13 protein-coding genes and 3 pseudogenes are annotated in these 14,891 nt (G+C 67.2%); 8 read left to right on the top strand and 8 right to left on the bottom strand.

Features of this window, described 5'->3' with window-relative positions:
* Window positions 1–6: 6 nt before the first annotated feature.
* The 3 genes from H4N64_RS32405 to H4N64_RS32395 all read right to left on the bottom strand — a co-directional run bounded on the left by H4N64_RS32405 (window position 7) and on the right by H4N64_RS32395 (window position 3,658).
* A complete protein-coding gene (locus H4N64_RS32405; protein ID WP_186286010.1) occupies window positions 7–1,053 on the bottom strand; it encodes an ABC transporter substrate-binding protein in 1,047 nt (348 codons plus the stop codon).
* Between the two features lie 104 nt (window positions 1,054–1,157).
* Window positions 1,158–2,210 (bottom strand): ABC transporter substrate-binding protein, encoded by a 1,053-nt coding sequence (locus H4N64_RS32400; RefSeq protein ID WP_186286008.1) that lies wholly within the window; start codon window positions 2,208–2,210, stop codon window positions 1,158–1,160.
* A gap of 92 nt (window positions 2,211–2,302) precedes the next feature.
* A complete protein-coding gene (locus H4N64_RS32395) occupies window positions 2,303–3,658 on the bottom strand; it encodes a lysine N(6)-hydroxylase/L-ornithine N(5)-oxygenase family protein (RefSeq protein ID WP_186286006.1) in 1,356 nt (451 codons plus the stop codon).
* A gap of 241 nt (window positions 3,659–3,899) precedes the next feature.
* Here H4N64_RS32395 and H4N64_RS32390 point away from each other — a divergent pair, with 241 nt between their 5' ends.
* The 7 genes and pseudogenes from H4N64_RS32390 to H4N64_RS45735 all read left to right on the top strand — a co-directional run bounded on the left by H4N64_RS32390 (window position 3,900) and on the right by H4N64_RS45735 (window position 8,349).
* A complete protein-coding gene (locus H4N64_RS32390) occupies window positions 3,900–4,847 on the top strand; it encodes a methionyl-tRNA formyltransferase (protein WP_186286005.1) in 948 nt (315 codons plus the stop codon).
* Between the two features lie 620 nt (window positions 4,848–5,467).
* Window positions 5,468–6,202: an ABC transporter permease gene (locus tag H4N64_RS32385; RefSeq protein ID WP_336246853.1), complete on the top strand. Its 735-nt coding sequence runs from the start codon at window positions 5,468–5,470 to the stop codon at window positions 6,200–6,202.
* Window positions 6,203–6,538: 336 nt separating this feature from the next.
* On the top strand, window positions 6,539–7,507 hold the full coding sequence (locus H4N64_RS32380; RefSeq protein WP_260860103.1) for a bile acid:sodium symporter: 969 nt from the start codon (window positions 6,539–6,541) through the stop codon (window positions 7,505–7,507).
* Window positions 7,417–7,614, top strand: a pseudogene (locus H4N64_RS32375) (hypothetical protein); the annotation flags it as partial. The gene H4N64_RS32380 and the pseudogene H4N64_RS32375, both read left to right, overlap by 91 nt.
* Window positions 7,586–7,654: pseudogene (locus H4N64_RS45745) on the top strand (hypothetical protein); the annotation flags it as partial. The pseudogenes H4N64_RS32375 and H4N64_RS45745, both read left to right, overlap by 29 nt.
* Window positions 7,655–7,760: 106 nt before the next feature.
* Window positions 7,761–7,952 (top strand): annotated as a pseudogene (locus tag H4N64_RS45740) (DUF3500 domain-containing protein); the annotation flags it as partial.
* A 205-nt stretch (window positions 7,953–8,157) separates the two neighbouring features.
* Window positions 8,158–8,349, top strand: a complete 192-nt coding sequence (locus H4N64_RS45735; RefSeq protein WP_336246852.1) for a DUF3500 domain-containing protein — start codon at window positions 8,158–8,160, stop codon at window positions 8,347–8,349.
* Window positions 8,350–8,895: 546 nt separating this feature from the next.
* Here H4N64_RS45735 and nhaA read toward each other — a convergent pair.
* Genes nhaA through H4N64_RS32340 form a run of 4 tightly spaced genes read right to left on the bottom strand, consistent with a single transcriptional unit; the run spans window position 8,896 to window position 12,878 of the window.
* Window positions 8,896–10,266 carry a Na+/H+ antiporter NhaA gene (nhaA, locus tag H4N64_RS32355; protein WP_186286003.1) on the bottom strand — a complete coding sequence of 457 codons (1,371 nt, stop codon included), beginning with the start codon at window positions 10,264–10,266 and terminating at the stop codon, window positions 8,896–8,898.
* Window positions 10,267–10,325: 59 nt separating this feature from the next.
* Window positions 10,326–10,739: a DUF3040 domain-containing protein gene (locus H4N64_RS32350; protein ID WP_186286002.1), complete on the bottom strand. Its 414-nt coding sequence runs from the start codon at window positions 10,737–10,739 to the stop codon at window positions 10,326–10,328.
* A 4-nt stretch (window positions 10,740–10,743) separates the two neighbouring features.
* Complete coding sequence (locus tag H4N64_RS32345; protein WP_186286001.1) at window positions 10,744–11,532, bottom strand: slipin family protein; 789 nt, start codon at window positions 11,530–11,532, stop codon at window positions 10,744–10,746.
* Complete coding sequence (locus H4N64_RS32340; RefSeq protein ID WP_336246851.1) at window positions 11,529–12,878, bottom strand: NfeD family protein; 1,350 nt, start codon at window positions 12,876–12,878, stop codon at window positions 11,529–11,531. The genes H4N64_RS32345 and H4N64_RS32340 overlap by 4 nt, the downstream gene beginning before the upstream one ends.
* A gap of 182 nt (window positions 12,879–13,060) precedes the next feature.
* On the opposite strand from H4N64_RS32340, the gene H4N64_RS32335 reads away from it, so the two are divergent.
* Window positions 13,061–14,212, top strand: coding sequence for a PucR family transcriptional regulator (locus H4N64_RS32335; RefSeq protein ID WP_336246850.1), 1,152 nt, complete (start codon window positions 13,061–13,063; stop codon window positions 14,210–14,212).
* Window positions 14,213–14,246: 34 nt separating this feature from the next.
* On the opposite strand, the gene H4N64_RS32330 is transcribed toward H4N64_RS32335, so the two are convergent.
* The coding region (locus H4N64_RS32330; protein WP_186285999.1) for a SulP family inorganic anion transporter at window positions 14,247–14,891 on the bottom strand (645 nt) is incomplete at its 5' end.

Raw genomic sequence — 14,891 nt, 5'->3', positions numbered from 1 at the left:
TCCGGCTTACTTGATGGCCTCCAGCATCGGTACGACCTGGTCGATGGCGTACGGGATCGACAGCACCGTGTTGAAGGAGAGCGCGGCGCCGATGTCCGGGCTGTCGTACGGCAGGAACAGGTCCCGCTTCTCCTGGTACACCTTGGTCTTCTTGTACAGCGGGTCGGCCTTCATGGCCTTCTCCGTGTCGGGAGTGCCCAGCCACACCGTGCGGTCGGCCTCCATGACGTCGAGGCGCTCGACACTGAGGTCGGCGATGTTCTCCTTGCCGAGAGCCTGGCGGTACTTCTCGGAGGTGGTGAAACCCATCTCCGTCAGGAAGATGACCTTGGGGTCGTTGGGGGAGAACGCGGAGAACTTGCCCGGCTCGTAGGGCTCCCCGACGGCGACCGTCTTGCCCTTCCACTCGGGATGCTTGTCGCGGACGGCCTTGAAGCGGGCGTCGATGTCCGAGATCAGCTTCTCGGTCTCGGTTTCCTTGCCGAGCGCCTTGCCGATCTGCCGGGTCATGTCCTGCCAGGGCGCCTGGTAGTCCTCATGGCCCTTGGGCTGGGCGACGACCTTGGTGAACTTGGAGAGGGTGTCGTACTGCTCCTTCTTCATGCCCGAGTACTGGGCGATCACCAGGTCCGGCTTCAGCGCGGCGATCTTCTCCATGTTGTAGTCGTCGCGCTCACCGACGATCTCCGGCAGGTCCGAGCCCCACTTGTCCTTGGCCCACGGCCACTTGCCGTACGGCTGCTCCTTGAACCAGTCCACGGCACCGACCGGCTTGATCCCGAGCGCCAGCACCGCGTCCTGGTCGGACAGGCCGAGCGTGACGACCTTCTTGGGCTCCTTGTCGATCGTCGTGCTGCCGTACTTGTGCTCCACGGTGACCGGGAAGGCGGACTTGGCGTCCGCACCGGCCGATGCCGAGGACGTGGACTCGGCAGAGGCGTTGTCGGTCCCGCCCCCACAGGCGGTCAGGGCAAGCGCCGCGACGGCAGCCACGGCGGCGCGGGGTACGTATCTGGCGAACCGCGTCAGCGCAGGTCGTGTACCAGTGGACACGGATGTTCCTTTCACGGGGATTTCACGGTGCGTGCTACGTGCCTGCCCGCCGTGTATGACGGCGGTACCGGCGGGCGTTGCGGTGTGGGGGGTGAGACGGGCGATCACTTGACGGCGGTCAGCAGCGGCTCGATTTCGTCGATCGCGTAGGGGATCGACAGGACCGTGTTGAAGGAGAACGCGGCGCCGATGTCCGGGTCCTGGTAGGGGACGAACAGGTCGCGCTTGTCCTGGTGGACTTTCAGCTTCTTGTACAGCGGCTCGGCTTTGATACGGTCGTTGGCCTCGGTGCTGGAGGTGACCCAGACGAGGCGGTCGACGTCGAGCACGTTGAGCTTCTCGGCGCTGAGTTCGGCGACGTTCCAACCTGGCTCGGCCAGCTTGTCGATCTCGGGGTGGAGCTTGAATCCGAGTTCGTTGAAGAAGATCGCCTTGGGGTCGGTCTTCGTGAACGCCGCGTACTTAGCCGCCTCGAAGCTGTCGGCCACGGCGAGCGTGCTCTCGGCCCACTCCGGATGCTTGTCCCGGACTGCTGCGAAGCGGGCGTCGATGTCCGAGATCAGCTTCTCGGTCTCGGTTTCCTTGCCGAGCGCCTTGCCGATCTGCCGGGTCATGTCCTGCCAGGGCGCCTGGTAGTCCTCATGGCCCTTGGGCTGGGCGACGACCTTGGTGAACTTGGAGAGGGTGTCGTACTGCTCCTTCTTCATGCCCGAGTACTGGGCGATCACCAGGTCCGGCTTCAGCGCGGCGATCTTCTCCATGTTGTAGTCGTCGCGCTCACCGACGATCTCCGGCAGGTCCGAGCCCCACTTGTCCTTGGCCCACGGCCACTTGCCGTACGGCTGCTCCTTGAACCAGTCCACGGCACCGACCGGCTTGATCCCGAGCGCCAGCACCGCGTCCTGGTCGGACAGGCCGAGCGTGACGACCTTCTTGGGCTCCTTGTCGATCGTCGTGCTGCCGTACTTGTGCTCCACGGTGACCGGGAAGGCGGACTTGGCGTCCGCACCGGCCGATGCCGAGGACGTGGACTCGGCAGAGGCGTTGTCGGTCCCGCCCCCACAGGCGGTCAGGGCAAGCGCCGCGACGGCAGCCACGGCGGCGCGGGGTACGTATCTGGCGAACCGCGTCAGCCCAGGGCGTGTACCAGTGGACACGGATGTTCCTTTCACGGTGTTGCGCAGTGCTGCCACGCCTGCGGGTGCGGTGCACCAGGCGGGGTGTGGGGGTGGGACCGGTGGGCGGGGGGCTAACGGGAGGTGCTGCCGATTCCGTCGGCGACCGGCCGGGCCTCGTCGGACGCGGACTTGAAGCCCCGGTCGAGGAGCGAGTCCAGGATCTCGCCGACCCTGATGGCGGTGTTGGACAGCAGGGACGACGTGATGCCGTGCGTGTGCTCCGTGCCGCCCTGCAGGTAGATGCCGCAGCGCAGGTCGGAGTCGGTCGCGATGCGGTAGTCGCGCTCGACGCGGACGCGGCCCGCGTCGTCGCGGAGGCAACTGTCCGCGACCTCGCCGAGGAGGCCGAGGGGGTCGGCGGGGCTGTAGCCGGTGGCGAAGACCACGACGTCGGCGTCCAGCGACGTCTCCTCGCCGGTGACAAGGGACTTGACGGTGGCGCGGATCTGGTCCGAAGTCTCCTCGACGCCGGTGAGCCGGGACACGTTGAGGAAGCGCAGCCGCTCGGTGCCGAGGACCTTCTCCTGGTACATCTGCCGGTACAGGTCGTCGATCAGGTCGATGTCCACCACCGAGTAGTTGGTGTTACCGTGGTAGTCCATCAACTGCTGCTTGACGATCTCGGGTGCGGCGAAGTACTCGTCGACCGCCGCGGGGTCGAAGATCCGGTTGGCGAAGCTGCTGTCGTCGGCGGGGCTGTAGCCGTAGCGGGAGAAGACGGCGCAGACCTCGGCCTGGGGGAAGCGGCGGTGGAGGTAGGCGACGTTCTCGGCGGCGCTCTGACCGGCGCCCACGACGATGAACCGAGTGGGCGAAGTGCCCTCCAACTCATCTACCTTCGCCAGCAGTTCGGAGTTGTGCCAGACGCGGTCGCCGCACTCGACGCCCTCCGGCATGAGGGGACGCAGCCCGGTGCCGATGACTAGGTTGCGGGCCCGGTGGATCACGAGCCCCTCCCCCGACCGGACTGTCACGTCCAGGTACTCGACGACTCCGTCACGGACGACAGGCGTGACGCCGACGACCTCGTGGCCGTAGGAGACCATGTCGTCGACCTTGGCCGCGGCCCACTCGAAGTAGTCGTGGAACTCGATCCGCAGCGGGAAGAGGTTCTTGTGGTTGATGAAGTCGATCAGCCGTCCCTTGCTCTGCAGGTAGCACAGGAAGCTGAACTCGCTGGCCGGGTTCCGGAGCGTCACCAGGTCCTTGAGAAAGGACACTTGCATGGTCGCGTCGTCGATGAGCATGCCGCGGTGCCATCCGAAGCGCGGCTGCTGCTCGAAGAAGTGAGCGGTGACCGCCTTCTGCCTACCGACGCGTGCGTTGTGCTCGCTGAGTGCGATCGCCATGGCCACATTGGACGGTCCGAAGCCGATGCCAATGAGGTCATGGACCGGTGGTACGTCACCAGGAAGAACCTGTGACATGTCACTCCCATCGTGCGGGGCCGCCGCCTGTCGAGCGTGCGGAGAGTGAAGGTGGGCACGCCGATGGAGCGGCTCACCAAACTTAGGGGAGGCTAAGCTAATCCCGTGAAGCTGTCGATAGGCAAAACGGACAACCGCGCATCCGCAGCTGTCAACTGGGGCACCCTACATAGGCGTTGAAAACCAAGGTAAGCCTTGCTTTACTTGCCGCCGGTCTATCCCTGCTCTGAGGAGGAACCCCATGCGGGTCGTCATGTTCGGTTACCAGACCTGGGGGCACCGCACCCTCAAAGCCCTCCTGGACTCCGAGCACGACGTGGTACTGGTCGTGACGCACCCCAAGAGCGAGCATGCCTACGAGAAGATCTGGAGCGACTCCGTCGCCGACCTCGCCGAAGAGCACGGCGTCCCGGTACTGATCCGCAACCGACCTGACGACGACGAGCTGTTCGAGCGCCTCAAGGAGGCTGACCCGGACATCATCGTGGCCAACAACTGGCGTACATGGATCCCCCCGCGCATCTTCGACCTCCCGCGCCACGGCACGCTGAACGTGCACGACTCGCTGCTGCCCAAGTACGCCGGCTTCTCACCGCTGATCTGGGCCCTGATCAACGGCGAACCCGAAGTCGGCGTCACCGCGCACATGATGAACGACGAACTCGACGCCGGCGACATCGTCCGGCAGGTGGCGATGCCGGTCGGGCCGACCGAGACCGCCACCGACCTGTTCCACAAAACCGTCGACCTGATCGCGCCGGTCACCATCGGAGCGCTCGACCTCATCGCCTCCGGGCAGACGGAGTTCACCAAGCAGGACCGGTCCCAGGCGAGCTTCTTCCACAAGCGGTCTGCCGAGGACATCCGCATCGACTGGACCTGGCCGGCGGAGGACCTCGAACGCCTCGTCCGCGCCCAGTCCGAGCCGTACCCCAGCGCCTTCACCTTCCACAAGGGCAAGCGACTTGAGATCCTGGCCGCCGTGGTGTCCCAGGGCCGCTACGGCGGCACGCCGGGCCGCATCTTCTATCGCGAGGGCGACGGCGTGGTGATCGTAGCCGGAGCCGATGCCCGTACCGGCCGCAACCACGGCCTGGCCATCACGCGCGTACGGACGGAAGACGGCCGGGAGATGAGCGCGACCGAGTACTTCACCTCCATGGGCGGCTACCTCCTCAGCCAACCCTGAGCACCGGGGACCGGTGCCGACCTTCCTTCTTCGCAATTGCATCCAGACGCGTCGGCCCCACTACGGTCCCTGGAGCCGGCCCAATCGCCGCCGCGCGGATCACCCAGTCCGCGCGGCGGCGCTCGTCCACCCGCGTAGCGTTTCACCACGGGCCACCCTTCTCACCCACCCGCCGGCCTCTGACTCACACCGGCCATTCACAGGAAAGACTCAGTTGGGTTAACGTGCTGCGGCGTTTCCTGGAGCGCGCGTGAAACCCCGGCGCGAGGGCGGCCATCGCCTCCTGCAATGCCGGACAGCAAGGGTCTGCGGCGAACGACGCGGCAGCGAGCTCCCCTCCATACGAACGATGTTCACACAGAGGGAGAGGGCGAAGGGGCAGAGCCGTGGAGCAGTCGGCCGTCACTGGGACACTCAAGGTCTGTCAGGTGCCAGATTCGCCCTCGCCGGGGTGTCGAACATGCCCACTGACGCATCCATACCCCCTTGATCCCTGCGATGTCCGAGTCTCGCCCTTCGACGGCACCGGAGTTGAAGGAGGTTGCCCAATCACCGAGGACGGCCTTGTGCACCCCGCCTAGAGTGAGGCCGTGATCACGTCGGCCTCCACCCTACTTCCGGTGAACCCGGCTCTGGGCGTCGCGCTCGCGGTGCTGCTCGTCGCGGGCGCCGCGGTAGCGGCACTGGCGCAGCTGGGGCATACCCGCGCGATCGTCACCGCCGGGCTACGGGCGACGGTGCAGCTGGCCGCGGTCGCGGCCGTCGTCAGGTGGGCGCTCGACTCGCGCCCACTGCTCTTCGCCTTCATAGCGATGATGTTCGCGGTGGCAACCCGTACAGCTGGTCGCCGCATCACCAAGAACGACACCTGGCGGTGGGCGGCCGTGCCGATCGGCGTCGCCGTGTTCCCGGTCGTCGTGCTGCTTGTGGCGATCGGCGTGCTGCCGGTCAGGGGCATCGCTCTCATTCCGATCACCGGCATCCTCATCGGGGGCGCGCTGACCGCGACGGTGCTCGCCGGGCGGCGCGCACTGGAGGAGCTGGAGACGCGTCGCGGAGAGGTCGAAGCGGCCTTGTCCATTGGGTTCATGGATCGGGATGCCCGGCTGGAGATCGCCCGGCAGTCGGCCGCCGGAGCGCTGATCCCAGCACTCGACCAGACCAGGACGGTTGGGTTGGTCACCCTGCCAGGCGCCTTCATCGGCATGCTGCTCGGCGGGGCATCACCCCTCTTGGCTGGAGCGGTCCAGCTGTTCGTGCTGGTCGCCCTGCTGGCCGTGGAGGCCGTCGCGGTGGCTGTAGTGCTGGAACTGGTGGCCCGCAACAAGATCAGCAGACCGTCGCGCGGCGCATGATCGAACGGTGAACCTGCCGCGGCCGCCAGGAGTACACAACCACTGGTGAGCAGGAGTCGCCGCGCCAGCCGTACGCGCAGCGGCACCCGATGGCGACCACGGGACATGGATCGGCCGGGCTCACGATGGCCAGGCGGCGAAGGTGATCGTCGCCGGGACCGCGCCCCGGGTGCGGTCAGCGGCCCCTGAAGAACACACCCCTGAGCGGCCGCTGTGAGCAGTCAGCGGCACTGTTCCCCAAAAGGAGGGACAGCCGACCGCCCCCGGGCGGCACGGTACGAGCGCGAGGGAGCAGCCGGGTTGTCGCAGCAGGGACCGCAGGGCCTGGTCGAGCGGATGGAACACCACCAGGTCGCGATCTACCTCGCCGCGATGGCCGTCGGCGGCCTGCTGGGCTGGGCGGACCCGGACGCCAGCCCAGGGCTGGAACACGCCATCAACCCGGTCCTCGGCACCCTGTTGTTCGTCACCTTCCTCCAGGTCCCGGCCGCCGAACTGGTCCGCTCGCTGCGCGACGGCCGGTTCCTCACCGCAGCCCTGGTGGTGAACTTCGTAGTGGTGCCGCTCGTCGTCGCCGGGATGTTCACGTTCCTGCCCGCCGACCCGGCCGTACAGGTCGGGGTCCTGCTGGTCCTGCTGTGCCCGTGCGTGGACTACGTGATCGTCTTTTCCGGGCTGGCCGGCGGCTCCAGTCGCCGCCTGCTGGCCGCGACCCCGCTGCTGCTCGTGGCTCAGATGCTGTTGCTGCCGCTGTTCCTGTACATGTTCATGGGCTCCGAGCTGGCCGACATCGTCGAGGCAAGCCCATTCCTCGAAGCCTTCGCCTTCCTGATCGTCATCCCGCTCGCCCTCGCCTGGGCCCTGCAAGCGTGGTCCGCACTCTGGCCGGCCGGGCAGAAGTTCTCCGACGCGGCGACCACCACGACAGTTCCGCTGATGGCCGCGATCTTGCTGACCGTGGTCACTCCCAGATCCCCAACTCGACGACAACCTGACCGGTGGGCCGTTGTCATCCCTTTCTACGTCCTGTTCCTGCTGGTGGTGACCTTCGCAGGGAAGGCAGTGGCCAAGCTGTTTCGCCTCGATGCCGGTGCCGGGCGGGCGATCGTCTTCACCGGCGCGACCCGCAACTCCCTGGTCGTGCTGCCCCTGGCCCCCCGGTCGTCTCCGCCGCGAACGCCTTCCTGGACGGGCTCACCGACGACCAGAAGACGTCGACGCAGTTCACCGTCCACTCCACCGAGTGGCGCATGTGGAGCAACATCGATTCCTACGAGCGCCAGGGCGTCTCCCTCGCTTATCTGACTGACAATCAAAAGACCCTGGGTACCGCCCTGTTGAAGTTCCGCGCTCAGCGCGGACGGCCTGGAGACCACCGAGAAGATCCGCCGGATCAACCAGGCGGCGGGTGAGGCGATCAACAACACCGACGCCTTCAACGAGGACGCCTTCTACTGGACCGTCATGGGCACCCCGTCGGCGACCGAGCCCTGGGGCTTCCAGTTCGACGGGTCATCACCTTGTCATCAACTACTTCGTCCTTGGCAGCCAGGTCGTGATGAGCCCCTGCTTCTGGGGGTCCGAACCGACTTCCATGGAGATCGACGGCGAGACCGTGACCGTGTGCCACGAGGAGGTCGTCTCGTCCCTCGCCTTCATCAACTCGCTCACCGAGGCCCAGCAGGCCGTCGCCATCGAGTCCTCCACCAAGTCCAACGAGTCCATGAAGGCGGGCGCGTTCTCCGACAACACAGTCCAGGAGTACACCGGCATCCGCGGCAACGTCTTGACCGCCGCTCAGAAGAAACAAGCTCCTTGGCATCGCGGAGGCGTTCGTCGGCCGTGCCAAGGCCGACGCGGCGAAGGTAAGGATGGCCGAGATCCGCAAGCACCTCGACAACACGTACGTCACCTGAGCCGGCGGCACCAGCGACGACGACGCCTTCTACGTCCGGGTGCACAGCCCGGTCGGGTGGATCGAGGTGGACTGTCAGGATCCGGGACCGCTGGCAGGCGCCGACGGCGCGACCCAGGGCGGCTCCCCGACCCAGCTGCACGTCCACTCGATCATACGGACCCCCAACGGTAACGACTACGGAAAGGAACTCCTCAGGCAGCACTACCTGACGTCATCGCACCACCGATGACACCGTCGGCGTGACCACCGAGCCGGTCTACCGTCACACTCGGCTCGGCCCGAGTCACCGTGGTGGGCCGCACCTGCTCAAGGACGCTGTTGGCTGATTCGGCCCCTGAATTGCCCCGCCGAGCGTCGGCTCGGCAGGGCCGAATCAGCCAACAGCGTCCGCAAAGGGGGCACACCAGCGCAGCTCGGAGCGGCTCTGCGCCGGTAGGGCACAGGGCACCTGTCAGGAGCATCTCCTGGGCCGAAGGGTTGAGTTGGTCCGGAACGCCGGCCGGGAGCATGTGACTGCCCAGGCTGTATCCGAAAAGCATCACGAGCAGCGGCACGGTCCAGTGGATGCGCAGCGGCACCCCGATGACTCGTCCCATCCGTACCGAGCCGTTCATCGCCTTCTCCAGGGGGACGGGGCAGATGCTCCTCCGCCGAAACCCATTCGCCGGGCCGCCCGAGGGACGGCTCGGGGTCCGCCCACCCTCAGTGTCGCTCCGTGAGAGCAAGGGACGGGGAACGCTGCGTTCCCGGACAGGGGGGATCACCCACCGGATGCTCAGGTGTCGACGGATCTGTCGCCCCTGCGACCGTGACGCTCCCGATGCTGAGGCTGTGGGTCGTCAGTCCGTGGGGGGACGGGGTCGGCCTGTTGGTAGATGTCGGGAATGCCGTCGGCGTTCTGGTCACGGTTCTCCTCCTCGTACAGCCGCCGGTACTTGTTGTTGCGCAGCCGCAGCAGCACAGCGGCCAGGAGTGCGGAGGTCAGGGAACCGAGGAGGACGGCGGCTTTGATCTGCCCGAGGTCTGCGGGGTCGGGGTAGGCGAGTTCGCCTATCAACAGCGAGATGGTGAAGCCGATGCCGGCCAGCATGGCCACGGCCAGCACGTCCGCCCAGACGAGGTCCCGGCTGAGTCGGGCTCCGGTGAAGCGTACGGCGAGGTAGGAGCCGCCGAAGACGCCGAGAACCTTGCCGGCGGCCAGGCCCAGCCCCACGCCCAGTGGTTCCGGTTGACTGATCACGTTCCTCAGCGTGTCGCCGGTGAGGCTGACGCCTGCCGCGAACAGGGCGAACAGCGGGACGGCCACCCCGGCGGAGACGGGGCGGACCAAGTGCGCGATCCATTCGGCCGGTCGTCGGCCCCTTTCGCCGTCCTCCGCCACCCGCAGCAGCAGTCCCATGGCGACCCCGGCCACGGTGGCGTGGACGCCGCTGGCGTGTGTCAGGCCCCAGATCACCAGGGTGAGCGGCAGGTACCAGTACCAGCCGTGCACGCGCCGTCGGTCGTGCAGGTGGAAGAACAGACCGAGACCGACTACGGCGCCGATGAGGGCCGCCAGATTGATGGTTGAGGTGTAGAAGAGAGCGATGACGACGATGGCACCCAGGTCGTCGACCACGGCCAGGGTCAGCAGGAAGGCACGTAGCGCGGAGGGCAGGTGGGTGTCGATCACCGCGAGCACGCCCAGCGCGAAGGCGATGTCGGTGGCGATGGGGACGGCCCAGCCGTTCCACGTGCCGCCGAGGCCAGTGGCGATGAGCCCGTAGACCAGGGCCGGTACCGCCATGCCGCAGACCGCCGCGATCACCGGCAGTGCCGCCGTGCCGGGATGACGCAACTCGCCGACCACCAGTTCCCGTTTGAGTTCCGCACCGGCGACGAAGAAGAAGAACGCCAGCAGTCCGTCAGCCGTCCAGTGGGCCACGGAAAGGTCAAGACCGAGGGCCCCGATACCGAAGTGGAAGTCCCGTACGGTCTCGTATGCGTCGCTCCATGGCGTGTTGGCCCACACGAGTGCCACGGCGGCCGCGGCGAGCAGCACCACGCCGCCGACGGTCTCCGTGCGCAGGGCATCCGCCACGAACGCCCGCTCTGGCAGCGGGAGACGGCCGAGGAAGGCGCGGTTCCTGCGGTTGCGACGGGGCATGCAGCCGACCTTTCGATGACCTGGCGTGCCTTCTTGAGTGCTTCCAGCCGGAGGCCCGCTCAGGCATGGAGGAGCTGTTTCTGCAGGTGGTGGCCCGTGCTGTCCGGAGCGGCAGCCAGAAGCCCCGGCCCCGGGGTGTGGACGGAGACAGCCGGAGCACGGCCGTACGGCGGTGCGTGTTTGTCATCGGTCGACGGTGTCCTGCTGAAGATCGCCGTGAGGATGAGGCCCGCCGCCAGCACGATGGCGAACACCACGATGGCCTTCCAGCGCCAGTCGTACCGTTGTTGCTCGTCGTTCCGGGTACCGGAGTCGTTCTCGTCGTCGGGGAACTGATGGTTCAACGCGTCCATCCGTTCGACCAGCTCGGGGTCGTCACGGGAGAGGTGTCGCTCCATCTCTGCGAGGATGTGCCGGTCGTCCATCGAGGGGCTCATGCCGATCACCTGTGAGCTGAGGACGTACTGATCCATACGGCTACGCGGTGCGGGCTGCGCCCGGTGCCGCGTCGGAGGGCCGGAGCATGTCGACGAGGCGGAGAACCTCCATGGGCAGAGGGAAGATCAGGGTGGAGTTCCGCTCGCTGGAGATCTCCGCCATGGTCGACAGGATCCGCAGGTGCATGGCCGCGGGGTGGCCCTCGATCCGTTCTGCGGCGTCCGCCAGGGTCTGGGCCGCCTCGAACTCGCCCTTGGCGTGGATGACCTTGGCCCGCCGGTCGCGCTCGGCCTCTGCCTGACGGGCCATGGCCCGGCGCATGGCCTCGGGCAGTTCGACGTCCTTGACCTCGACGAGGGTCACCTTGACGCCCCACGGGTTGGTGACGTCGTCGATGATCCGCTGGAGCCGTTGGTTGATCTCGTCCCGGTTGACCAGCAACTCGTCCAGGTCGACCTGGCCGAGGATGCTGCGCAGCGTCGTCTGGGCGATCTGCGACGTTCCCTTGATGTGGTCCTCGATGGCGACCACCGAGCGGTTGGGGTCGACGACGTTGAAGTAGGTGACGGCGTTGACCCGTACGGTGACGTTGTCCTTCGTGATGACGTCTTGCGGGGGGATGTCCATCGTCACGGTACGCAGCGAGACACGGAACATCCGGTCCACCACGGGGATGATGAAGAACAACCCCGGCCCCTTGGCTCCGATGATCCGGCCGAGGCGGAAGATCACCCCACGCTCGTACTCGGGCACGATCTTCACGGCGGACATCAGCAGCAGGAGCAGAACGCCTGCGCCGATGATGATGCCGACCAGGCTCGCGTTCATGGCCTGTCCTCCTGTTCGGTTCCGCGGCCCGGTGGGGGCTCGGCGGGTTCGACGATCAGTTCCAAGCCGTCGACGTCGACCACACGGACGTGCTGCCCCTCGGCGAGTTCGGCGTCGCGGCCGCGGACGGTCCACCACGCCCCTTCGAGCAGCACCTGCCCGGTGGCGCCCTCGACGCGTCGTACGACCGCCTCCTCGCCCAGAAATGCCTGGTGCCCGGTCGTCGGCGGCTTCTTCCTGGCTCGCCAGGCCAGACGGCCGGCGAGCACCGTGCCGCCGCCCACCACGAAGGCGGTCGGCCACAGCACGGCGGGATCCACTTCCAGTTCGCCGCGGAACATCAGCACGCCGGCGAACAGCAGGCAGACAGTTCCCCCCGCGGCGAAGACGCCGACGCCCGGAGTGAGCACCTCTGCCACGAACAAAGCGGCAGCCAGGGCGAGGAGCAGCAGCCCGCCGGCGTTGAAGGGCAGCACGCTGAGCGCGACGAAGCCGAGGACGAGCAGGATGGCTCCGATGACACCGGCGAAGCCCATGCCCGGGCTGGCCAGCTCGTAGATCACGGCGAGCGTGCCGATCGAGAGGAAGAGATATGCCAACTCCGGGCTCGCCAGGAACTGCCGCACCTCACCGAAGAACCCCAGCTCGTGCTCCACGACCTGCGCTTCGGCCGTGCGCAGCACCACCTCACGTTCCGCGTCCGGAGGGCCGACCACGACACGGCGGCCGTCCAGCTCTGTGAGCAGGGCATCGCGGGACGGTGATACAAAATCGACGACCTTGATCCGGAGGGCTTCCTCGTCGGACACCGACCTGCCTTCGCGGACTATGTCCCGCGCGAAGTCCCTGCTGCGCCCCCGCTGCTCGGCGATCGATACGGCGAAGGCGACCGCGTCGTTGACCACCTTCTCGCTCGCGTCCTCACCCTGTCCCGTCACCGGCGTACCGGCCCCGATGTGGGTGCCCGGCGTCATGGCGGCGATGTGTGCAGACAGCGCGATGTACGCGCCTGCCGATGCCGCTCGCGCTCCGGACGGGGTGACGTACACGATGACCGGGACATCGGAGGCGAGGACGTCCTGAACGATCTCCCTGGTCGACTGGAACAGCCCGCCCGGGGTGTCCATCTCGACCAGGAGCGCCTCGTGTCCGTCCCGCTCGGCGGTGCGTACTCCTTCCTCAAGGTGATCGGCGGCGACCGGCGTGATGGTGGAGTCGATCCGCATCACGAGCACGGACGACGAGTCCGCCGAACTCACGACCGGGGCGGCGAACAGGCAGCCCAACGTCACCAGGAGGATCTGGGCGACCCTCCGGGCCGACGAGAGGAGGCGGCTTCGGGGCACAGCGCAGTACCCCCTGTTCGCAGGGTTCTCCAGCGGGCGCTTCACCCACCGATTACCCGAGCGGCCCAGCAGGACGCCTGCCGAGTCGGCACATACACGGCCGTCTCGACCCCCCGCACTTTTCCGTCCTTCGGCAAAATGGGAGCATGCCGACGAGGAGGCGTCCCCAAGATGCGGGTCCGGTGGCACCAGCTGCCGCAGTCCCCGCACTGGATGCCGAGACCGCGGCGGAGAACGAACCCCCGCCGGGGGACATGCACCGCCACCTGAAACGGCTCGCCGACGCCTCTCTCAACAAGCGGGGACTGCCCGAGGAGGATCTTGAGGAGCTACGGCAGCTCGCTGCGGCGGCTGCCGCCCGCGGAACGGCCCTACGGTTCCTGGTGGCCGAGTATCTCGGCTCGGTCTGCCGGATCTGGACGGACCTGTCGGACTCCCAGCAGGTGCTGGCGCCCGAGGATCTGAGGGAGGTCGGTTCCGCTCTGATCAAAGCGATCGGCGATGCGACGGTGGCGCTGACCCAGGGCTACGAGACCGCTCACCGGGCAGCCGTCCGAGGTGAAGAGGCGATGCGGCGGGAGTTCGTCGACGACCTCCTCGACGGCCGAACCGACCTGGGTCGTCTTGCCGAGCGGGCCGAACGGTTCGGGCTGCGGCTCGTCGGACCGCACAGCGTGGCCGTCGCCCGGGCCGACAGCCCCGTCGGGGCGGGCGACGACACGACCCGCTATGTCGAAGAGGCGCTGACCTCCCGGTTCAGCACAGGGAACGTACTGATCACCACCAAGGACAGCCTGCTCGTGTGCGTCTCGCCCGGCGCGGTGCAGGATGTTCCCGACTTCTTCGCCACCGCCGTGCGCCACGCTGTCGACGAGCAGTGCCGGATCGCCGTCAGCCGCCCGCGGCCCGGGCCCAGCGGCATCGTCCGCTCCTACCAGGAAGCACGCAGCGCCCTCGACCTCGCAACCCAGCTCGGTCTGAGCCCCCCGCTCATACACGCCTCCGACCTGCTCGTCTTCCAGGTCCTCGGCAGAGACCGGGCCGCCATCACCGACCTGGTGGCCACCGCCCTCGGCGGCCTCGAAGACGCACGCGGCGGACCCAAGGCACTCCTGGAGACCCTGACCGCATACTTCGCCACTGGCTGCCTGAACACCGCCACCGCGCGGCGACTCGGACTGAGCGTTCGTACAATCACCTACCGGCTCACCCGCATCCGCCAACTCACCGGCCACGACCCGGCCGATCCCGACCAGCGGTACATCCTGCAAACCGCCGTACTCGGCGCCCGTCTCCTCGACTGGCCGTCACGCCCCCTCCAGCCTGCCGACTGATCTCTCTCACGGCAGCCACCCGGCGCACGGTTGCTCAGTGGCTGCCGGCGAGTTCGCCGCTGAGCTTCTCGTGGATCTGGGCGCTCGGCTTGTTCAGACCGGTGATCTCGACGGTCTTGCCGCGCTGGGCGTACTTGGTCTCGATGGCGTCCAGGGCGGCGACGGAGGAGGCGTCCCAGATGTGAGCCGCGGACAGGTCGATGACGACCCTATCGGGGTCGCCCGCGTAGTCGAACTGTCCGACGAGGTCGTTGGAGGAGGCGAAGAACAGTTCGCCCGTCACCCGGTAGACGACCGTTGTGCCCTCGGGGTCGGTGACGGCGGTGACCTCGGCGAGGTGTGCGACGCGCTTGGCAAAAATAACCATGGCGGTTAGGGAGCCGACGACGACACCGATGGCGAGGTTATGCGTGGCGACCACGCACGCGACGGTGATCACCATGACGGTGATCTCCCCGGCCGGCATCCGCTTCAGTGTCTTCGGCGCGATCGAGTGCCAGTCGAAGGTGGCGAACGACACCATGATCATGACGGCGACCAGGGCAGCCATGGGGATGTCGGAGACGACCGGGCCGAAGACGATGCACAGCACCATCAGGAACGCACCGGCCAGGAACGTCGACAGACGGGTACGGGCACCGGATACCTTTACGTTGATCATCGTCTGGCCGATCATGGG

The sequence above is a fragment of the Streptomyces cupreus genome, assembly GCF_014257025.1.
Taxonomy (GTDB): Bacteria; Actinomycetota; Actinomycetes; order Streptomycetales; family Streptomycetaceae; genus Streptomyces; species Streptomyces cupreus.
The sequence above is the reverse complement of the archived record's forward strand: the minus strand, read 5'-3'. Positions and strand labels throughout refer to the sequence as shown.